This window comes from Mesorhizobium sp. M1342, from assembly GCF_040317955.1.
Classification (GTDB): Bacteria; Pseudomonadota; Alphaproteobacteria; order Rhizobiales; family Rhizobiaceae; genus Mesorhizobium.
Map to the genome: position 1 here is coordinate 212,657 of NZ_JAMYLI010000005.1, position 20,207 is coordinate 232,863.

Consider the following 20,207-nt stretch of genomic DNA (forward strand, 5'->3'; position numbering starts at 1 on the left):
AAACGTAACCCTTGCCATTCGATGCCGACGACCGTAACATGATTTGATCAAAGATCAATGATGAAATCGCTTAATATCAAAACGGGCGCCCGTGGGCGCTTGACGCGGCACCTTGAACCTTGCATTCCGGATGCAGGTAGCGTCGCCCTTGGGCGGGAAGGTTGACGGGAGATGGCTGGATCGGCGTTCAGAAAGCCGGGGGTCGAGATCGCACCCCTGTCCAGGGAAACCCTGCAGGACAGGGTCTATCGCCATGTCACCGAACTGATCCTCGACGGTAGCATCGTGCCGGGCGAGATGGTCACGGTTCAGAGCCTTGCCGATGCTTTTGGCGTCAGCCCGATGCCGGTCAGGGAAGCGTTGCGGCGCCTGACGGCCGCCAACGCGCTGATGGTGGTTTCAGGTCGGTCGATCGGCATTCCGGCATTAAGCCGCGCACGCCTCGTCGACCTCAGGAATGTCCGGTTCGAGATCGAGGCGATCGCGGCCGCATGGGCTGCGGAGCGTATGGGCGACCAGGCCGTGGCGCAGTTGCGCCAGCATCTGGATGCGCTCGAACAGGCCAATGCCGCCGGCGACGTCAAATCCTACCTGCGCGCCAACTACGCCTTTCATTTCTCGATCTATCGGGCAGCCGGTTCCGAGAACATGCTCAACATCATCGAGAACCTGTGGCTGCAGATCAGCCCCTACTTCAACATGCTGCACGATTCAGGAAACTACTCGACCGCCAACGAACACCATCAGGCGATGTTCGCGGCATTGAGAAACCGGGACGCGGAAGCCGTCAGGGCCGCGGTCCGCGCCGACATCGACGCCGCTTTCGACGTGCTGGTCGATCTTTTGAAGTAGCGCCCGACCCAGTCTCCGACCGCCTATCACATGCCGGCTCATCCCTGGTGATGGCAGAGCGCCAATGCGCATTTAACGGCCAGTGCGGGCTTCTTCGGGCTGATCGTATCCCCTGAGCGCGCCATCCAAGGTTCTGTTCACGGAGCAGTTCGTGGGCGAAACATCATTGTCATCTTCGTGCTGGAGCTTGCTGGGCGGCAGGCGATTACGCCGCAAACGCATGACCCTGCGCGCACGGTCATTATCGATTGCCAAAATCTGGTAGCGTGATTATACCAGTTGATAAGTAGACGACGGGCGATACCGTCGGCTGAGATGGAGTGGTGACCAGATGACAACGATTGCGCTGTTCGGGGCTGGCGGAAAAATGGGCTACCGCCTGTCGGCCAATTTTCGCGGGTCGCCCTATACGATACGCCATGTGGAGGTCAGCGATGCCGGCCGCGAACGGCTGAAGACCGGACTGGGTTTCGATACGGTCAGTGCCGACGAGGCGCTCAAGGACGCCGATGTGGTGATCCTGGCCGTCCCAGACACGCATATCGGCAAGGTAGCGGCCAGCATCGAGAGCAAGCTGGTATCAGGCACGATGGTGGTGGTGCTCGACGCGGCAGCACCCTTTGCCGGCCATCTGCCGAAGCGGCCGGACCTCACCTATTTCGTCACCCACCCCTGCCATCCGCCGATCTTCAATGACGAGACGGACATGGCCGCGAAGAAGGATTATTTCGGCGGCGTGAAGGCCAAGCAGCATATGGTCAGCGCCCTGATGCAGGGGCCGGAAGAGGACTACGCCAAGGGCGAGGCGATCGCGAAGATCATATGGGCGCCGGTGATGCGTTCGCACCGCGTCAGCGTCGAACAGATGGCGCTGCTCGAGCCTGGCCTTTCGGAGACGGTGTGCGCCTCGTTGCTGGTGGTCATGAAAGAAGCCGTCGACGAGGTCGTGGCGCGCGGCGTCGACCAGCAGGCGGCACTCGACTTCCTGCTCGGCCATATGAACGTGCTCGGCGCCGTCATTTTCGGCGAGACCAAGGGCGTTTTCTCGGACGCCTGCAACAAGGCGATCGAGTTCGGCAAGCCGGTGCTGATGCGTGACGACTGGAAGCGGGTGTTCGAACCGGAAGAGATCGCCGCCAGCATTCAGCGGATCACCTGAGAGAAGACAGGTGCTTGACGCAGCACCTCGAGGGCCCGGCATGTCATTGCCGACCCTCGGTTTTGGTAGCTCATCAGGTACATGTCACCTGAATTTGTGGTTGACTCATCATACCAGTTGGCTTAGCTGTTCATGGCTCGGATCGACAAGGTTTCGCAGGGAGCAGGATGCCTGGGCGAGTGGAGGAGGGCTGGGGAGCAACGATCCGTCTTGGGTAAGCCGGCAACGGTTTTTTGACCCAAGCGATCCGCGGCCCGCGCTGCCTGACGAATTCGGATGCAGACAAAGCCATTGGCCGATCAAGGCAATTTTTTCAAACGGGAGGACTTCATGAAACTCACACGCAGAATGACGCTTGCGGCTTTCGCCGGCATGCTGGCGCTTGGCACGGCAGTGCCCGCCTACGCGGCGGATCTCATCGCCATTATCACGCCCTCGCACGACAATCCGTTCTTCAAGGCGGAAGCCGTCGGCGCCGAAGCCAAAGCCAAGGAACTCGGCTACGAAGCGCTGGTGCTGGTCCATGACGACGACGCCAACAAGCAGTCCGAGCTGATCGACACCGCGATCGGCCGTGGCGCCAAGGCGATCATCCTCGACAATGCAGGCGCCGACGCCACCGTCGCCGCCGTGCAGAAGGCCAAGGACGCAGGCATTCCGTCCTTCCTGATCGACCGCGAGATCAACGCCACCGGCGTCGCCGTGGCGCAGATCGTGTCCAACAACTACCAGGGTGCCCAGCTCGGCGCGCAGGAGTTCGTCAAGCTGATGGGCGAGAAGGGCAATTTCGTCGAACTGGTCGGCAAGGAATCCGACACCAATGCAGGCATTCGCTCCAAGGGTTATCACGACGTAATCGACGACTATCCGGACCTGAAGATGGTCGCCCAGCAGTCGGCCAACTGGAGCCAGACGGAAGCCTATTCCAAGATGGAATCGATCCTTCAGGCCAACCCCGACATCAAGGGTGTGATCTCCGGCAACGACACGATGGCGATGGGCGCCTATGCGGCACTTGCCGCGGCGAACCGCAAGGACGTCATCGTCGTCGGCTTCGACGGATCGAACGACGTACGGGACTCCATCACGTCGGGCGGTATCAAGGCAACCGTGCTGCAGCCGGCCTTCGCGCAGGCGCAGAGGGCGGTCGAGCAGGCCAACGACTTCATCAAGAACAAGAAGTCGCCGGCCAAGGAAAAGCAGTTGATGGACTGCGTTCTGATCAATGGCGACAATGCCGCCAAGCTGGAGACCTTCGCGCTGACGAACTGAGCCAGCGTGATTTCAATAGCGAGGGGCGAAAATCGGTTTTCGCCCCTCGCCGCCATTTTCCGTGGGTCGCCCACGATGCTGAACGACAGGCCGCCATGCTGAACACCAAGCCGAACTGGCCGATCCTTACCGTGATGGTCGGCATCAGCCTGACCGCCTGCAAGATCCTGCCTACGAAATCGGAAGTCGGAGACAACGCTCCCGCCTTCAATCCAGACAAGATGGTCGAAGAGACATGGGCGGCAAAGGTCGTGCCCTATCTCCAGCAGAAAGCCGGACCGTTTGCGCAGGTTCACACCCTGGCGACAACCGATCCATCGGCTGCCGGCGCCAAATACGGCAATCCGAACAAGCAGGCGAATTCGCCTTGGACTTTCGCGGTTCGCCTGGAAGGCAAGATCGTCGCGGCCAACACGCAGTCGCGGGCGGCAACCGTCGACGTCGATGTCGAGGGCGACGGCAAGGCCGATGCACGGGTGCAGATCGGACCGGCGGTGCGCGGCACCGCGCTGCGCGACAGCCTGGACTTCATCCAGTTCAACGACTTCACCAACCAGATCGACTTCGCCCAGTTCGGCAAGGCGTTCAACAGCTACACCGACAAGACGGTGCTGTCCAAGCTGCCGCGCGAGGCGCTGGAAGGCCGCAGTGCCAAAGTGCTGGGTGCCTATACGCTGGGCAACGGCCAGGACCTGCCGCTGGTGACGCCGGCGGAGGCAGAGATCGGGCCGAAGCCATGAGCGCGACAGCAGAGCGCGAAATCATCCTGAAGCTCGAGGACGTCTCCAAGGTCTATTCCGGCACCGTTGCGGTCAAGCGCGCCAATTTCGAGGTGCGCAAGGGCGCGGTCAACGTGCTGGTCGGTGAAAACGGCGCCGGCAAGTCGACGCTGATGAAGATCATCGCCGGTGTGGAACGGCCGACCGCCGGCCGCATCCTGCTGGAAGGCGAAGAGGTTTCCTTCTCGTCATCCGGCGATGCGGTGAACCGTGGCATCGGCATGGTGTTCCAGGAGTTGAACCTGTTCGGCAACATGAGCGTCGCCGAGAATATTTTCGCCACCCGGGAGATCACCAACCGCTTCGGCAAGATCGACCGCGAGCAACAGGAAAACCGCGCTGCGGAATTTCTGGAACGCCTGCAAGCCGGCATCCGGCCCGATATGCTGGTCGAGGATCTGCGCATCGGTCAGCAGCAGCTGGTCGAGATCGCCAAGGCGGTCTCGCTCGACGCGCGCATCCTGATCATGGATGAGCCGACCTCGGCGCTGAGCGCGGCGGAGGTCGAAATCCTGTTCAAGGTGATCGCCGACCTCAAGGCGCGCGGCGTCGCCATCGTCTACATCTCGCACCGGCTGGAAGAGCTGATCCGCATCGGCGACTACATCACCGTGCTGCGGGACGGCCGCATCACCGGCCATGAGGAGATGAAGAACGTCGACACGCAGTGGATCGTTCGCCAGATGATCGGCTCCGATGCCAAGGACTTCGCCAAGGCCGACGGCCATCTTCCGGGAGAAGAGATTTTTCGTGCCGAGGAGATCTGCCTGCCCCGCGCCACCGGCGGACTTGCCGTCGACCATGTCTCGTTGTCGCTGCGTGCCGGCGAGATCCTCGGCATCTACGGCCTGATGGGCGCCGGTCGCAGCGAACTGTTCGACTGCATCATGGGCCGCCACGGCCATTCGACGGGTGAGATCTTCATTGGCGGTATAAAGGTCAAGGAGCGCGATACGACGCGGCGCATCCGGCGTGGCCTGGCATTGATCCCCGAAGACCGTCAGCGCGAAGGGCTGGTCTCGATCCTCTCGGTCGCCAGCAATTTGACGCTGGCCAGCCTATCGCGCTTTGCCCGCCTGTTCCATATCCGTGGCGCCGGCGAAAGGCAGGCGGTGACGCAGATGGTGCGGGAGCTGGCGATCAAGGTCGCCGATCCTGCGCAGGAGGTGTCGTCGCTGTCGGGCGGCAACCAGCAGAAAGTGGTGATCGGCAAGGCGCTGCTCACCGAACCCAAGGTGCTGCTGATGGACGAGCCCAGCCGAGGCATCGATGTCGGCGCCAAGGCCGACGTCTTCCGCACCATGCGCAAACTGTCCCGCGACGGTTTGGGGATTTTGTTCGCCACCTCCGACCTCGATGAGGTGATGGCGCTGTCCGACCGCATCGCGGTGATGAGCAACGGAAAACTGACCGGCATGTTCGACCGTGCCGAGGCGACGGAGGCGGCACTCGTGGCTGCATCCGCGCTTGGCCACGGACCGGTCCCACACACGGAGAGCACCGCCCATGACTGACATCCCAGCCAAGGCGGCCGCTCATTCCGCTTCCAGCGGCTCCGTGCTGTTGACGCTGATGAAGCTCAGGACCTTCATCGCGCTTATCGCCGTGCTGATCTTCTTCTCGATCGCGGCGCCGAATTTCCTGTCGACCGCCAATCTGATCCTGATGTCGAAGCACGTGGCGCTGAACGCGTTCCTGGCGATGGGCATGACCTTCGTCATCATCACCGGCGGCATCGACCTTTCGGTCGGCTCGATCGTCGGCCTGTGCGGCATGGTGGCCGGCTATCTCGTGCTCAATGGCATCGACCTGCAGATCGGCTACACCATCTATTTCAACGTCTTCGAGATCGCGCTGATCACGCTTGCCGTCGGCATATTGATCGGCGCCGTCAACGGCTTGCTGATCACCCGGCTGAACGTCGCGCCGTTCATCGCCACGCTTGGCGTGCTCTATGTCGCGCGCGGCCTGGCGCTGCTGTCGTCGGATGGCCGCACCTTTCCCAACCTCGTCGGCAAGCCGGAGCTTGGCACCACCGGTTTCGGTTTCCTCGGTGCAGGCCGGCTGCTTGGCCTGCCGGTGGCGATCTGGATCCTGATCGTCGTTGCACTGGGAGCCGCCTATCTCGCCAAATACACACCGCTCGGCCGCCATATCTTCGCCGTCGGCGGCAATGAACGGGCGTCGCGGATTTCGGGCGTCCGTGTCAACATGGTGAAGATGTTCGTCTATATGTTCTCCGGTTTCTGCGCGGCGATCGTCGGCCTGATCATCTCGTCCGAGCTGATGGCCTCGCATCCGGCAACAGGCGAAAGTTTCGAGCTCAACGCCATTGCGGCGGCGGTGCTCGGCGGTACCTCGATGTCGGGCGGGCGCGGCACGATCGGCGGCACCATCGTCGGCGCCTTCGTCATCGGCATTCTTTCGGACGGGTTGGTGATGATGGGTGTGAGTTCGTTCTGGCAAATGGTGATCAAGGGTCTCGTCATCATCGTCGCCGTTGTCGTCGACCAGGCACAACGCCGGCTTCAACAGCGCGTCACCTTGATGCAGATGGCGAAGGCGGGTTGAGCATGGCGGAGTTGCGTGGAGCGCTGATCGGCTGCGGCTTCTTTGCCGTCAACCAGATGCACGCCTGGCGCGGCATTGCGGGCGCTTCGATCGTTGCTATCTGCGACCGTGACCCGGAACGGCTCAAGATCGTCGGCGACCAGTTCGGCATAGCGAAGCGCTATACCGATGCGGCGGAACTTTTTGCCGGCGAAAGCCTGGACTTCGTCGACATCGCCACCACCGCGCCCAGCCATCGTCCGCTTGTCGAAATGGCGGCCGCTCATCGCGTTCCGGTGATCTGCCAAAAGCCGTTCGCGCCGACGCTCGCCGACGCCAAGGCAATGGTCGGGGCATGCGCGGAAGCCGGCGTGCCGCTGATGGTGCATGAGAATTTTCGCTGGCAGTCGCCGATCCAGGCGGTGCGCGCCGTGCTCGACAGCGGCGAGATCGGCACGTCTTTCTTCGGGCGCATCTCCTTCCGCTCCGGCTATGACGTGTTTTCCGGCCAGCCCTATCTAGCGACGGGAAAGCGCTTCATCATCGAGGACCTCGGCATCCATATCCTCGATATCGCCCGCTTCCTGCTCGGCGACGTCTCGACCATCACGTCGCGAACCGCCCGCGTCAATCCTAGTATCGCGGGCGAGGATGTGGCGACGATGCTTCTGGACCACAAGAGCGGCGCGACCTCCGTGGTCGACTGCAGCTATGCGACGAAGCTTGCCACCGAGCCGTTTCCCGAGACGCTGATCGAGATCGACGGCAGCGACGGAACGATCCGGCTGGCGCAGGGATACCGGCTCACCGTCACCGGCAAGAACGGCACGGTCGTCACCGACGTCTCGCCGCCGCTGCTGCCATGGGCGTCGCGGCCCTGGCATAACATTCAGGAAAGCGTCGTCGCCATCCAGCAGCATTGGGTAGACTGCCTGGCGAAGGGAATCGAACCGGCGACCTCGGGCGCCGACAATCTCAAGACGTTCGCACTGGTCGAGGCGGCTTACACCGGTGCCGCGAGCCGGCAACCGGTGCAGCTCGACGCCTTGCTTAAATGACCGCCGACGCATTCCTGCTCTACGGAACGCATGCCGTCGAGGCCGAACCAATCAGGCTACGCGCAGGCGCGCTCAGCGCCGACTTCGTCAACGGCAATCTGCGCACCATCCGGCATGGCGGCACCGAGGTGCTGCGCGCCATCGCCTATATCGGGCGTGACCGCGACTGGGGCACCTATGAGCCAAATTTGACGGACCTGATCATCAACCAGGCGGCCGACGCTTTTTCGGTCAGCTATTCGGCAAGCTGCCTGGCCCCCGATGGAAGCCGGCTCGGCTTCCGCGCCACCATCAAAGGCTCTGCCGATAGCCATCTGGCCTTCGAGGTCAGCGCCCTTCCCGAAAGCGATTTCGAAACCAACCGCTGCGGCTTCTGCATCCTGCATCCTATCGCCGACCTCGCCGGCAGCCCGGTCAAGGTCGAGCATACGGACGGCAGCGTGGAGGCGACAAAGCTTCCCGAACTGATAGACCCCTGGCAGCCTTTCAAGGATATCCGCGCCATCACCCATCAGGTTCGGCCTGGCGTCACCGCCGAATGCCGGATGGAAGGCGATACTTTCGAAATGGAGGACCAGCGCAACTGGTCTGACGCATCCTACAAGACCTATGTGCGGCCGCTGGCGCTGCCATGGCCGTATGTGCTGCCTGCCGGCCAAACCCTGCGCCAGACGATCAGCCTGCGCATCGCAGGTGAAGGCAAAGCACCGGCTGCCACCGTGACCAGCGAACCGGTCCGCGTTGGACTCGGCGAGGTCGGGCCAAGGCTGCCCGATGTCGGCGTGGTCATCTATCCCGAGGATGTCGAGACGGCGCTGGCGAACCTCTCCACGCTGGCGGCACTCGGCCCACAACAGCTGCTGTTTCACTACGATCCGACGCGTGGCCACGGGCTCGACGCCTTGCGCGCTTTCGCCCGACTGGCAACTGCCTACGCAGCCGAAACGACCCTCGAATGCGTCGTTGCCTGCGCTGGCGATCTCGACGCCGAGATGTCAGGTGTCGCCGGCCTGGTGCGCGAGGCCGGGCTAAAACTCTCGGCCATTGCCGTGTCGCCTTCGGTCGACCGGCAGTCGACACCGCCGGGCAGCACGTGGCCGGACTGTCCGCCGCTCGAGAACGTTTACGCGGCCGCGCGGCGCGCCTTTCCGGACATCCGGCTCGGCGGCGGCATGTTCAGCTATTTCACCGAACTCAACCGCAAGCGCGTGCCGGAGGACCAGCTCGATTTCGTCACCCATTGTACTTGCCCGATCGTTCACGCCGCCGACGATCTCAGCATCATGCAATCGCTGGAGGCGCTGCCTTTCATCACCCAATCGGCGCGGGCGATCTTCGGGGCGAAACCCTATCGGATCGGACCATCGACGATTGCCATGCGGCAGAACCCCTATGGCGGCGCGACCAAGCCCAATCCCGGGGGACAGCGCATCGCCATGGCCGACCGAGACCCGCGCCATGCCGGCCAGTTCGCGGCGGCATGGACGATCGGCTATGCCGCGCGCATCGCGCCCGCTGGGCTGGAACAGCTCACGCTCTCCAGCTTCACCGGACCGTTCGGCGTGCTGGCGTCATTTGGAGAACCCGTCGCGGAAGGAACACCCCGGCCGCTCTTCAGGGCCATCAAGGGGCTTTGCGAACTGGCCGGCCTTGCGCATGTGTCGGCAAGGACGAGCGATGAGACCAAGGTGCTGGCGCTGGCCGGGCGCTCCGCCTCGGGCAAGACAATCGCGTGGCTGGCGAACCTGACGGCGGACGAAGTGCCGGTCGACATTTCGGCTTTTGGCCGCGGCCATCTCGTGATGACGCCTTACGCGATCACCCGGCTCGGCTGAAGTTACTTTTCGGAATTCATCACATAGAGCGCGCGCGAGCGTTCGAGATGCTTGATCATCGCCTTCTCGGCGCCATCCGCATCCTTTTTCTCGATGCGGCCGATGATCTCTTCGTGCTCGGTCAGCGTGAACTTTTCCTTGCCGGTCCAGATCAGCATTTCGGTGTGGTATTCCTTCAGCCAGCCGAGCATCGCCTCACTAACGGCGACATAGATCGGATTGCCTGAGATCGCGGCGATCTGGGTATGGAATTTCATGTCGGCGGAGATGAAGGCTTCGGAATCGCCACGGAAGCCGCGCTGTTCGGCAACGGTGGCCCTGAGGCGCTGCACATCCTCGGCGGTGGCCTTTTCGGCGGCTTCCCTGACCATGCCGCGCTCGAAGAAGATGCGCGCGGTCTTCAGGTGCTCAAGCGCGTCCTTCGATGACGACAGGATGATCTTGGCGGCGCCATCGACCTGCTTGATGATCGACTTTGCCGTGAGCTGCAGCACCTTGGCGCGCTCGCCATGCGAGATCGCGACCAGGCCCATATTGCTCAGCGCCTGCATCGCCTCGCGAATCGCCGGCCTGCCGACCTCGAAGCGCTCCATCAGTTCGCGCTCCGACGGCATGTCGTCACCCGGCATCAATTCGCCGCTGGTGATCAGGCGCTTCAGCCGCAAGAAGACCTCGTCGGAAAGCTTGCGCCGGACAATCGGTTCCGAACGGTTCATCGTCGCGAATCACTCCCTTGAGCCGGCCCTATCTAACACTGCCGCCACATTTCCCGGAAATTGCCGCCTGTCGATCTGCCTAAAACTTCTAGCCGGATATGCCTTGCAATACTTATGTACTCATTATACCAGATTTAGAACACCGGTGAACCTTTTTCGAACGCCTCGGCTTAAGACAGCAGACCATGATCACCCTCACCTATCGCATCGAAACGCCTGGAAGCATCGAAGCGTTGGCCGCCAAGATCGCCAGCGACCAGTCGACCGGCACCTTCGTCGCGCTGCCCGGCGAGACCGAAGAGCTGAAGGCCCGGGTGGCGGCGCGCGTGCTGGCGATCCGGCCTCTGCCCGATGCCGAGCGGCCGTCACTTCCCGATGACGGCAGCGGGCCGTTCAAACGCGCCGATGTCGACATCGCCTTTCCGTTCGATGCCATCGGCACCGACCTTTCGGCGCTGATGACCATCGCCATCGGCGGCACCTATTCGATCAAGGGCCTCACCGGGATCCGCGTCGTCGACATGAAGCTGCCGGAGGATTTTCGCGGCGCGCATCCCGGCCCACAGTTCGGTGTCGCCGGCAGCCGCCGACTGACCGGTGTGACGGACCGCCCGATCATCGGCACCATCGTCAAGCCGGCGCTCGGGCTGCGGCCGCACGAGACGGCGGCAATGGTGGCGGAACTGATCGCCGCCGGCGTCGATTTCATCAAGGATGACGAGAAGCTGATGAGCCCGGCCTATTCGCCGCTGTCGGAGCGGGTGAAGGCAATCATGCCGCTGATCCTCGACCATAAGCAGAAGACCGGCAAGAAAGTGATGTATGCCTTCGGCATTTCGCATGCCGACCCGGATGAGATGATGCGCAACCACGATCTGGTGGCGAAGGCCGGCGGCAATTGCGCTGTTGTCAACATCAATTCGATCGGGCTCAGTGGCATGGCGTTCCTGAGGAAGCGCTCCAGTCTGGTGCTGCATGCTCACCGCAACGGCTGGGACATCCTCACCCGGCACCCCGGGCTAGGTATGGGCTTCAAGGTCTGGCAGCAATTCTGGCGACTGCTCGGCGTCGACCAATTCCAGATCAACGGCATCGCCTCGAAATATTGGGAGCCGGATGACTCCTTCGTCGAGTCGTTCAAGGCGGTGACGACGCCGATCTTCTCACCTGAGGACTGCGCCTTGCCGGTCGCCGGCTCCGGCCAGTGGGGCGGGCAGGCGCCCGAGACATATGCGCGGACCGGCCGGACCGTCGATCTTCTCTATCTCTGCGGCGGTGGCATCGTCAGCCATCCGGACGGGCCGGGCGCCGGCGTGCGTGCCGTGCAGCAAGCCTGGCAGGCGGCGGTCGACGGCATTCCGCTTGCCGACTTCGCCCTGAACCACCCTGAACTGGCGCGGTCGATCGAAAAATTCGGCGACGGCAAGGCAGCCTGAAGCCATGCAGAACCTGCTTCTCAGCTATTATGGCGACGACCTGACCGGCTCGACCGATGTCATGGAGGCGCTTGAGCTCGGCGGCGTGCCGACCGTGCTGTTCATGCGCCAGCCGGACGATGCCTTGCTTTCGCGGTTTGCCCATTGCCGGGCGATCGGCCTCGCCGGCACCAGCCGCAGCGAGACGCCGCAGTGGATGGACATGCATCTGCGCGATGCCTTTGCCTGGCTGAAGACACTCAACGCCGCGATCTGCCACTACAAGGTTTGCTCGACCTTCGATTCCAGCCCAACGGTCGGCAGCATCGGCCGGGCCATCGAGGTCGGCCGCTCGGTGTTCGCGCAGGATAGTGTGCCGCTGCTGGTCGGCGCGCCGCAGCTCAAGCGCTACACCGCCTTCGGCCATCTATTCGCCGCCTATCGCGACCAATATTTCCGCATCGATCGCCACCCTGTGATGAGCCGCCATCCGACGACGCCGATGGATGAGGCCGATCTCCTGATCCATCTGTCGCGGCAGACGGCGCTGAGCTCCGGGCTGATCGACCTTGCAACGCTGCAGTCCGCGTCGCGATCGGCCGCGTTCGATCGCCTGACCGGAAACGGCACCCCCATCGTGCTTCTCGATGTCGACAATCTGGAAACGCAGGCTCTGGCCGGCAAGGAGATCTGGCGCGTTCGCAAGCCAGGCGGTTCTTTTGTCGTCGGCTCGTCCGGGGTCGAGTATGCATTGCTGGCCGAATGGGCGTCGAATGACATTGTCGGCGCTGGACAAGGTTTTACGCCGCCGGGCGCAGCCGAGCGGATAGCCGTCGTGTCGGGCAGTTGTTCGCCGACCACCGAGCGGCAGATCCGGCATGCCCTGACCGACGGTTTCGACGGCATCGAGGTCGATCCCGTCGAGCTGGTTTCGGAGTCTTCGCAGCAGGCGATCGCGCGCGCAACGGCAAGCGGCCGTGCCAGTCTGCAAGCCGGGCGCAGCGTCATCCTCTACACCGCGCTTGGCCCCGATGCCGACAGGGGCGCCGAAATCGACCGGCAGGAAGGCGCCCGCCACAGGCTTGGCCGCGGCCTTGGAGAAATCCTTCGCAGCCTGACGATCGAACAGAATTTGCGGCGCGTGGTCATTGCCGGCGGCGACACGTCGAGCCACGCACTCGGCGAGATGGGTGTCGATGCCCTGACAATTCGCATGCCGCTGCCCGCTTCGCCTGGCTCGCCGCTCTGCGTTGCCCACTCGCGCGTCAAGGCGATCGACGGCTTGGAGGTCGCGCTCAAGGGCGGCCAGGTCGGAACCGATCGCTATTTCTCAGCCATCCGCGACGGCCTCGGCACTTGAACCAGCCGACACCTGGATTTCAGGAGCCGCTGTGCGAGAGCACTTCAACACGCGAAATGCGCCTTGCCGGGTGGAAATCCCGGTAACACCCGGTACTATCTGCGAAAATGCCGAAATCGGGAGGACGTCGGGTGCAGACCAAGAAGATCATCAACGATGGCAACCGCGCCGTTGACGAGATGCTGGAAGGCATCCTGGCAGCGCATCCCCGCCATCTCAAAAGCGTGGACGGCAGTCCACGCTCCATCATCGCCCGCGACGGACCGCGCCAGGGCAAGGTGGGCCTCGTGATTGGCGGCGGTTCGGGCCACGAGCCGAGCTTTCTCGGCTTTGTCGGCAAGGGATTGGCTGACGCTGCGGCCATCGGCAATGTCTTTGCCTCGCCGCCGCCGGACCCGATCCTCGAATGCGCCAAGGCAGTCAGCGGCGGCGCCGGCGTGCTCTTCATGTACGGCAATTATGCCGGCGACGTGATGAATTTCGACATGGCGGCCGAGATGGCCGCCATGGACGACATCGAGGTGCGCACGGTGCTGAGCACCGACGACGTCGCCTCGGCACCGCGCGACCAGCGGCACAAGAGGCGCGGCGTCGCCGGCAATTTCTTCATCTTCAAGGCGGCCGGCGCCGCCTGCGACCGGATGTTGTCCTTCGACGAATGCGAGCGCGTCGCCGGCAAGGCCAACGACCATACCTTCACCATGGGCGTGGCGCTGTCGCCCTGTTCGCTGCCGCAGACCCGCCGGCCGAATTTCGAGATCGGCCCGGACGAGATGGAGATCGGCATGGGCATCCACGGCGAGCCCGGCATCGCGCGCGAAAAGTTGAAAACAGCCGACGAGATCACCGACGAGATGCTGGACAGGATTCTCGACGAGATGGCGCCGGCGCGCGGCGACAAGGTCGCGGTGCTCGTCAATTCGCTGGGCTCGACGCCGCTGATGGAACTCTACATCATGAACCGGCGCGTGAAGCAGAGGCTCGATGAGATCGGTGTGTCCATACACGCAAGCTGGGTCGGCAATTACTGCACCTCGCTCGAAATGGCCGGGGCCTCGATCACTCTGCATCGGCTGGACGGCGAGTTGCAGACGATGCTGGACCACCCCTGCGACTGCGCCATGTTTCGCGCCGGCTAAACCCACTTCTGTGGCAAGGACTAAGACATGACGACAATCGACACCGCCCGCCTTGTCGCGATGTTCGCGGCGATCGCAACCGCCATGTCGGCCGACAGGGACCGACTATGCGCGCTTGACGGAGTTATCGGCGACGCCGACCACGGCATCGCGATGGAGCTTGGATTTTCCGCGGCACGCGATGCAGTCGCCGCACTGGACACCGAGGCCACTGATCCGACCACCTTGCTGAACACGGCGGCAAAGTCGTTCCTGAATGCGGTTGGCGCCTCCTCCGGTCCGCTCTATGCGACCGCGTTCATGCGCGCCGCGGCAGCCGTCAAGGGCAAGACGACGCTCGACGACGCGGACGTGGTCACTCTGTTCCAGGCGATGGCCAAAGGCATTCAGGATCGCGGCAAGGCCGAGCCAGGCGAAAAGACGATGATCGATGCATGGGCGCCGGCTGCGCAGGCGGCGGGCGAAGCGCTGACCTCCGGCAAGGATCTGGCGGGCAGTCTCGAAGCTGCTGCACAAGCGGCAAACGCCGGCGCGGAGGCGACCAAGTCGATGGTCGCCACCAAGGGCCGGGCATCGCGCCTCGGCGAACGCTCGCTTGGCCACATGGACCCGGGCGCCGCCTCCGCCGTGACCGTGATCGAGGCGATGCGGGTCGCCTTGACCACCTGATCAGTAACGGGCCTTCCGCGCCTCAGCGCTTGGCGTCGAGCTTGTCGATGGCCTGCACGTTTGTGGCGGAGGGGCCATTCGGATCGAACTCCGAGGCCAACCATGCGTCGGCGATCGATTTCGCCAGTTCGGGACCGATGACGCGGGCGCCCATGGTGATGATCTGGGCGTTATTGGACTTGGCGGCGCGCTCAGCGGAATAGGTGTCGTGGGTCAATGCGGCGCGAATGCCCGGGACCTTGTTGGCGGAGATGCTGACGCCGATGCCGGTGCCGCAAAACAGGATGGCCCGGTCGTAATTGCCGTCGAGAATTTCGTGGCCGACCGAGGCGGCGATATCGGCGTAGAATCCGGCCTGGCTTAGGTCGACGACCTGCAGTTCCGGCTTGGTGGCGAGATGCTTGGCGATGACGTCGAGCAACGGCTTGCCGGCGCTGTCGGCTCCGAGTGCGATCTTCATGATGATGAGCTCCTTTGCTTGGTCTTTTAGCGGTCAGCGCGCGATGGCGGCCGACGCCTTTTTCAGAATGTCGATATAGCCTTCCGCTTGCCACGCCGAGCGGCCGATGAACAGGCCATCGATATGCGGCTGGCCGATGAGTTCGGCCGCGTTGCCGGGATTGACGCTGCCGCCGTAAAGCACAGGCGGGGCAGCCGGCAGCCGGTCGGCGGCAACCTGCTTGATCAGCGCCTGCTGCCTGTCGGCATAGTCGGCGCTGGCGGGAATGCCCTTCTCGCCGATCGCCCAGACGGGCTCGTAGGCAAAGAGGATTTCAGCCTTCAGTTGATCGCCGCTCAGCTCTTGCAGCGCGCCGAGAACCTGTGCCGTCAACACCGCCTCGGCGCGGCCTGATTCACGCTCAGCCAACGTCTCGCCGACGCAAATCAGCGGCACGAACCCGTGCCTGACAGCGGCCGCCGTTTTCAGTCCCACAGTCGCGTCCGTTTCGCCGAAATGCTCGCGACGCTCGCTATGGCCGAGTTCGATCACATCCAGCCCACAGTCTTTCAGCATCACTGGCGAGATCTCTCCCGTCCAGGCACCGGCGTCGGCCCAATGCATGTTCTGGGCGCCGACTTTCACGCGGGTGTTGGCCAGCGCCGCTTTGACCTGGCGCGCGGCGGTGAACGGCGGAATGACGAAAGGCTGTATCGCCTGATCGAAGTCAGGCACGAAGGCCGCCAACGCATCGGCGAACTGCAGCGCCTCGGCAAGCGTCTTGTTCATCTTCCAGCTCGTGCCGACCCAATATGGGGTCATTCTTTTCTCCTTCAACGCGCGTTTTTCCTGGCCACCATCGGTGCCGGCGTCTAGCCAGCATTTCACTCAAGCCCGAGGCTTGAGACTGTCGCGACCGCTGTCGATATGAGGCGCCCAGAAATCCACCGACTCGCGGATCATCTCGATAACCTGATGGTCGACTGGTTCCCTCTCCCTGAAGGAAAGTTCAAGGCAAATTTCATTGTCGGTTCCACCGCCCTGCCGAACCGCGTCCAGCAACTTCTGCGGCACTATGCGGCCATCCTTGTTGTAGGCGGCCGTGAACGGCCAGTGCCCGCCCTTATTCATCGACGACTGCTTGATGTGGATGATCGGCGATTGCAAGGGAAACGCTTTCGCCCAGGCATAGGGATCGGTGTCGGCAGGGTTGGGCGAAGTGACGTCGCCATGGTCGATGTCGACCATCATTTTCATCGGTATGGGCAGCTTCGCCGCGTCGATGGCGCCTTGCAGCGTGGCGCAGCTTTCGATCGTGTGGCCGAACTCGCGGCCGACCGACATCGGCTCCCAGAACAGGTATGTCAGACCCGCCGCCTTGGCGTGTTCGGCCACCTCGCGCCAGCATTCGAGGGCGATATCGAGAAGCACTGCCCGCCGTTGCGGATCGTCAAAGTCCTTGTGGGTGAAGATGGCGAACTGCGTGCCCATGCCCGACGCACCGAGTTCCGCGGAAATATCGGCGAAGGTCTTGAACCAGTCGACATAGTAGCGCCGGACATCCGCGTCCGGATGGCCGAAGTGATTGAGCCGGCCATAAGGTCCGGTCATGCCGGAGGTGATCCGCACGCCGGTCCGCGAAAGCGCCCTGTCGAACAGGCGCAGGAATTTGGCAATCGTTGCCGCCGGCCAGCCCGGATTGACGAATTCATGCGTCAGCTGCACGTCGCGGATACCGATGCCATAGGCAATCGCGTCGATCAAATCGTCCGGATCGGCGAAACGGTTGACCAGCGGATTGGTGTTGAGGGAAAGCGTGAAGGCCATCAGTCTGCCGTCGCCATGATGTTATCGAACCAGTCTTCGAATGCTTTCCGCTCGGCCGCATTGAGATGCAGGCCATGTTTGGTGCGGCGTTCCAGAATATCGGCTGATGTGCCGGCCCATTCGGTCTCGGCCAGGAACCTTGCCTCCCGCTCATACAGGTCGGGACCGAAGCGGCGGCCGAGATCCGCCTCGCGCTGTGCGCCGGCGAGCAATTGCCTGGCACGGGTGCCGTAGCTTCGAGCGTAGTGCTTCACCAGCGACGGGCTGAGCCATAAAAACTCGGAATGCAGATCGCTCAGGAACTGCTCGAAGTCCGCATTGGGCAGGTCGCCTCCCGGCAAGGGGATTTTGGCCGTCCAGGCTTTCTTCATCATCGGAAAAAACGGCTGGATCTTTTCCAGCGCATGTTCCGACAGCTTGCGGAAGGTGGTGATCTTGCCGCCGAACACCGACAGCAGCGGCGCGTTGCCATTGGAGGCGTCGAGTTCGAAAATATAGTCGCGCGTCACCGCGCTTGGATTGTCGGCATTGTCGTCATAGAGCGGACGCACGCCTGAGAAACTATGGACCACGTCCTGTGACGTCAGCTGTCGCTTGAAATAGCGATTGACCACCTTGATCAGGTAATCGACTTCGCTTGCCTCGGCGACCACTTCCTCGGGCCTGCCTTCGTAGGGAATGTCGGTCGTGCCGATCAGCGCCAGATCGTTCTCGTAGGGGTTGACGAAGATCACTCGCTTGTCGTTGTTCTGGATGAGATAGGCCTGCCGCCCCTCCCAGAATTTGGGCACGACGATATGACTGCCTTTCACCAGGCGAACATTGCGGGTGGAGTTCTGCCCGGCGACTCGGCTGACAATGTCGTTGACCCACGGCCCGGCCGCGTTGACCAGCGCCCGCGCCCGGACCTTCGTCACCGCACCCGTGCGACCATCCTGCATGTCGATCGACCATAGTCCGTTTTCGCGGCGGGCCGCGACACAGGCGGTGCGCGTGAGCACTCTGGCACCGCGCTGCCTGGCATCCAGGGCGTTGAGCAGCACCAGGCGCGCATCGTCGACCCAGCAGTCGGAATATTCGAAACCGCGCTTGAATTCGTCCTTGATCGGCGCGCCTTCCGGCGCAGTCCTGAGGTTCAGTGTTCGTGTCCCCGGCAGGCGTTTACGGCCGCCAAGGTGGTCGTAGAGAAACAGCCCGAGCCGGACCAGCCATGCCGGCCTGTCTTGCGGGCTGTGCGGAAGAACGAAGCGCATCGGCCAGATGATGTGCGGCGCTGCCTCGAGCAGCACCTCGCGTTCGATCAGTGCTTCGCGAACCAGCCGGAATTCATAATATTCGAGGTAGCGCAGGCCGCCATGCACCAGCTTGCCGGAGCGCGAGCTCGTGCCTTGCGCGAGATCGTCCTTTTCGCACAGGATGACGGACAGCCCGCGACCTGCCGCATCACGCGCTATGCCGGCTCCATTGACGCCGCCGCCGATCACGAAGAGATCGACGACATCTGTTGTATTGCTCAAGATCTTGCTCCTGTGCGGTGCGCCATGCCCTTCCACACCGGCCGAAGCGCCTGACGCGCTGCAACGAAGGAAGGGAAGAGGGCATCATAGGTATGCGAAAGCGCCTCGTCATAGGCATCGCAGTCGCCGAGAAGCGGCGTCACCCATTCGGCGGCGCAGTCTTCCATCGAGCCATAGACGCCGAGGCCGACGGCCGCCATCATCGCGGCGCCTGCCGCGCCGGCTTCCTGGCGACTGCTGGTGCGCACCTGCGCCCGGGTCGCCGCCGCGATGATGCGGCGTAGGGAGGGGCTGCGCGCGGCGCCGCCCGACAGGCGGATCTCGCTCGGCACGGCGCCCATCGCCTGGTAGCAATCGCGTGCGGCGAAGGCCAGTCCCTCGAGGACGCCGCGTGCCAGATCGCCAAAGCCGTGCTTGACCGAAAGGCCGATGAAGCCAGCGCGTGCGTCAGGATCGACGAACGGTCCTCTTTCACCGGCCAGCGATATATAGGGCTGGTAGATCAGCGAACCAGGCTCCGATGCTTCCACCCAAGCGTCGAGGGCCTTCAGCAACTCGTCATGAGAAGGCTTGCCGCCAGCCGTCGCGAGCACGTCGCGCGCAAGGCCAAGCACCCAGTCTATGTTGAGCGTCGCCGCCATGTTGGATTGCAATTGTGCAAAGGCGCCTGGAATAGGCATGGCGATCGTGTAGCCGGAGCCATCGTCGTTCAGCACGACATCGTCGGGAGTGGCGGCAAAGCGTGTGTGTATGCCGGTCGAGCCGATGACCGTGCAGCCGACATTGCCCGAGGGATCATAGAGGCCGGCTCCGAGCGCCGTCATGACCATATCGACGTAACCCAGCACCACCGGCGTGCCTTCGAGCAGGCCAGTCTCTGCCGCCGCCGATCGCGACAGCGGATGATGGTCGGTGGTGCCTTCGAGCATGGGAGGCAACAGGCGGCGATGCGTCGTCAGATCCAGGATGTCGAGGGCTTCGTCGGAATAGCTGCGCGACCGAAAATCGCCGAAGGTGAAGGTTCCCTCGGAGGGATCCGTGGCGCGTTCGCCCGTCATCTTGAAGTAGAGCCAATCCTTGCAATGCAGTGCGGTCGCCGCCCGCTCCAGCATGTCGGGATGGTTCTTTTTCATGAAGGCAAGCTGGGCGCCTTGCTGGCAGGAATTCAGCCCCGTGCCGGTCAGCTCGAACCGCCTGCGATCCCGGGGATCGGCGCGCATCTCGTCCACCAGATGTCCAGCTCGGGCATCAAGCCACAGCCAGGCGCGCGAGACAGGCAAGCCGTCGCCATCGATCAGCCAGGTTCCGTCGCCCTGCCCGGTGATGGCCACCGCCGCGGTTCGTTGCGCGAGGTCGGGAACCTTGGCCGCGAGATCGCGAACGGTCCGCGCCATGTCGCGCCAGGTCTGGTCGAGGTCCTGCTCGGCGCCGCCGCCTTCCAGCGTGACGAAGCTATTGGGCACCGACGTCATGGCGAGCTGCCGCCCGGACAGGTCGAAAGCGATCGATTTGATCACCGACGTTCCCGCGTCGATGCCGATCAGCAGGTCTTTCATGCCGCAAATTCCGGTTGGTTGCGAAGGCGGTTCACGAGGGCAGTCATTTCGTAGAAGAGGCAGG

The 20,207-nt window shown here is 63.1% G+C and carries 18 protein-coding genes; 12 read left to right on the forward strand and 6 right to left on the reverse strand.

Annotated elements, in window-relative coordinates; genetic code table 11:
* The first annotated feature begins 171 nt into the window (after positions 1-171).
* The 8 genes from NKH06_RS07255 to apnL all read left to right on the forward strand — a co-directional run bounded on the left by NKH06_RS07255 (position 172) and on the right by apnL (position 9,505).
* Entirely contained in the window at positions 172-852 is a 681-nt protein-coding gene (locus tag NKH06_RS07255) for a GntR family transcriptional regulator (protein WP_128302334.1), read from the forward strand.
* A gap of 331 nt (positions 853-1,183) precedes the next feature.
* The gene (locus tag NKH06_RS07260; RefSeq protein WP_352440093.1) at positions 1,184-2,011 is read left to right on the forward strand and encodes a phosphogluconate dehydrogenase C-terminal domain-containing protein; all 828 of its coding nucleotides are present in this window, start codon (positions 1,184-1,186) and stop codon (positions 2,009-2,011) included.
* A gap of 330 nt (positions 2,012-2,341) precedes the next feature.
* Positions 2,342-3,283: a D-ribose ABC transporter substrate-binding protein gene (locus NKH06_RS07265; RefSeq protein ID WP_352892609.1), complete on the forward strand. Its 942-nt coding sequence runs from the start codon at positions 2,342-2,344 to the stop codon at positions 3,281-3,283.
* 95 nt (positions 3,284-3,378) lie between these two features.
* Positions 3,379-4,023 carry a DUF2291 family protein gene (locus NKH06_RS07270; protein ID WP_352892610.1) on the forward strand — a complete coding sequence of 215 codons (645 nt, stop codon included), beginning with the start codon at positions 3,379-3,381 and terminating at the stop codon, positions 4,021-4,023.
* Positions 4,020-5,576 (forward strand): sugar ABC transporter ATP-binding protein, encoded by a 1,557-nt coding sequence (locus NKH06_RS07275; protein ID WP_352890897.1) that lies wholly within the window; start codon positions 4,020-4,022, stop codon positions 5,574-5,576. Before NKH06_RS07270 ends, NKH06_RS07275 begins: the two co-directional genes overlap by 4 nt.
* The gene (locus tag NKH06_RS07280; protein WP_023808896.1) at positions 5,569-6,633 is read left to right on the forward strand and encodes an ABC transporter permease; all 1,065 of its coding nucleotides are present in this window, start codon (positions 5,569-5,571) and stop codon (positions 6,631-6,633) included. The genes NKH06_RS07275 and NKH06_RS07280 overlap by 8 nt, the downstream gene beginning before the upstream one ends.
* A gap of 2 nt (positions 6,634-6,635) precedes the next feature.
* Positions 6,636-7,670, forward strand: a complete 1,035-nt coding sequence (locus NKH06_RS07285) for a Gfo/Idh/MocA family protein (protein ID WP_352609306.1) — start codon at positions 6,636-6,638, stop codon at positions 7,668-7,670.
* Positions 7,667-9,505: a D-apionate lactonase gene (gene apnL / locus NKH06_RS07290; protein ID WP_352892612.1), complete on the forward strand. Its 1,839-nt coding sequence runs from the start codon at positions 7,667-7,669 to the stop codon at positions 9,503-9,505. Before NKH06_RS07285 ends, apnL begins: the two co-directional genes overlap by 4 nt.
* 2 nt (positions 9,506-9,507) lie before the next feature.
* Here apnL and NKH06_RS07295 read toward each other — a convergent pair whose 3' ends face one another.
* A complete protein-coding gene (locus NKH06_RS07295; protein WP_352772162.1) occupies positions 9,508-10,221 on the reverse strand; it encodes a transcriptional regulator NanR in 714 nt (237 codons plus the stop codon).
* A 185-nt stretch (positions 10,222-10,406) separates the two neighbouring features.
* Here NKH06_RS07295 and oiaX point away from each other — a divergent pair, with 185 nt between their 5' ends.
* The 4 genes from oiaX to dhaL all read left to right on the forward strand — a co-directional run bounded on the left by oiaX (position 10,407) and on the right by dhaL (position 14,804).
* Positions 10,407-11,657, forward strand: a complete 1,251-nt coding sequence (gene oiaX, locus NKH06_RS07300; protein WP_023808900.1) for a 3-oxo-isoapionate-4-phosphate decarboxylase OiaX — start codon at positions 10,407-10,409, stop codon at positions 11,655-11,657.
* 4 nt (positions 11,658-11,661) lie between these two features.
* Positions 11,662-12,996 (forward strand): four-carbon acid sugar kinase family protein, encoded by a 1,335-nt coding sequence (locus NKH06_RS07305; RefSeq protein ID WP_023808901.1) that lies wholly within the window; start codon positions 11,662-11,664, stop codon positions 12,994-12,996.
* A gap of 131 nt (positions 12,997-13,127) precedes the next feature.
* Entirely contained in the window at positions 13,128-14,135 is a 1,008-nt protein-coding gene (locus NKH06_RS07310; protein WP_023808902.1) for a dihydroxyacetone kinase subunit DhaK, read from the forward strand.
* A gap of 27 nt (positions 14,136-14,162) precedes the next feature.
* The gene (dhaL, locus tag NKH06_RS07315) at positions 14,163-14,804 is read left to right on the forward strand and encodes a dihydroxyacetone kinase subunit DhaL (protein WP_023808903.1); all 642 of its coding nucleotides are present in this window, start codon (positions 14,163-14,165) and stop codon (positions 14,802-14,804) included.
* 22 nt (positions 14,805-14,826) lie between these two features.
* Here dhaL and derI read toward each other — a convergent pair whose 3' ends face one another.
* From derI to NKH06_RS07340, 5 genes are all read right to left on the reverse strand, one after another.
* Entirely contained in the window at positions 14,827-15,264 is a 438-nt protein-coding gene (derI, locus tag NKH06_RS07320) for a D-erythrulose-4-phosphate isomerase (RefSeq protein WP_013533067.1), read from the reverse strand.
* Positions 15,265-15,297: 33 nt separating this feature from the next.
* Entirely contained in the window at positions 15,298-16,065 is a 768-nt protein-coding gene (locus NKH06_RS07325) for a triose-phosphate isomerase (RefSeq protein ID WP_023808904.1), read from the reverse strand.
* 66 nt (positions 16,066-16,131) lie between these two features.
* The gene (locus NKH06_RS07330) at positions 16,132-17,070 is read right to left on the reverse strand and encodes a sugar phosphate isomerase/epimerase family protein (protein WP_023808905.1); all 939 of its coding nucleotides are present in this window, start codon (positions 17,068-17,070) and stop codon (positions 16,132-16,134) included.
* Entirely contained in the window at positions 17,070-18,587 is a 1,518-nt protein-coding gene (locus tag NKH06_RS07335) for a glycerol-3-phosphate dehydrogenase (RefSeq protein WP_128302322.1), read from the reverse strand. Before NKH06_RS07335 ends, NKH06_RS07330 begins: the two co-directional genes overlap by 1 nt.
* The gene (locus tag NKH06_RS07340) at positions 18,584-20,143 is read right to left on the reverse strand and encodes an FGGY-family carbohydrate kinase (protein ID WP_128302321.1); all 1,560 of its coding nucleotides are present in this window, start codon (positions 20,141-20,143) and stop codon (positions 18,584-18,586) included. The genes NKH06_RS07335 and NKH06_RS07340 overlap by 4 nt, the downstream gene beginning before the upstream one ends.
* Positions 20,144-20,207: the final 64 nt, after the last annotated feature.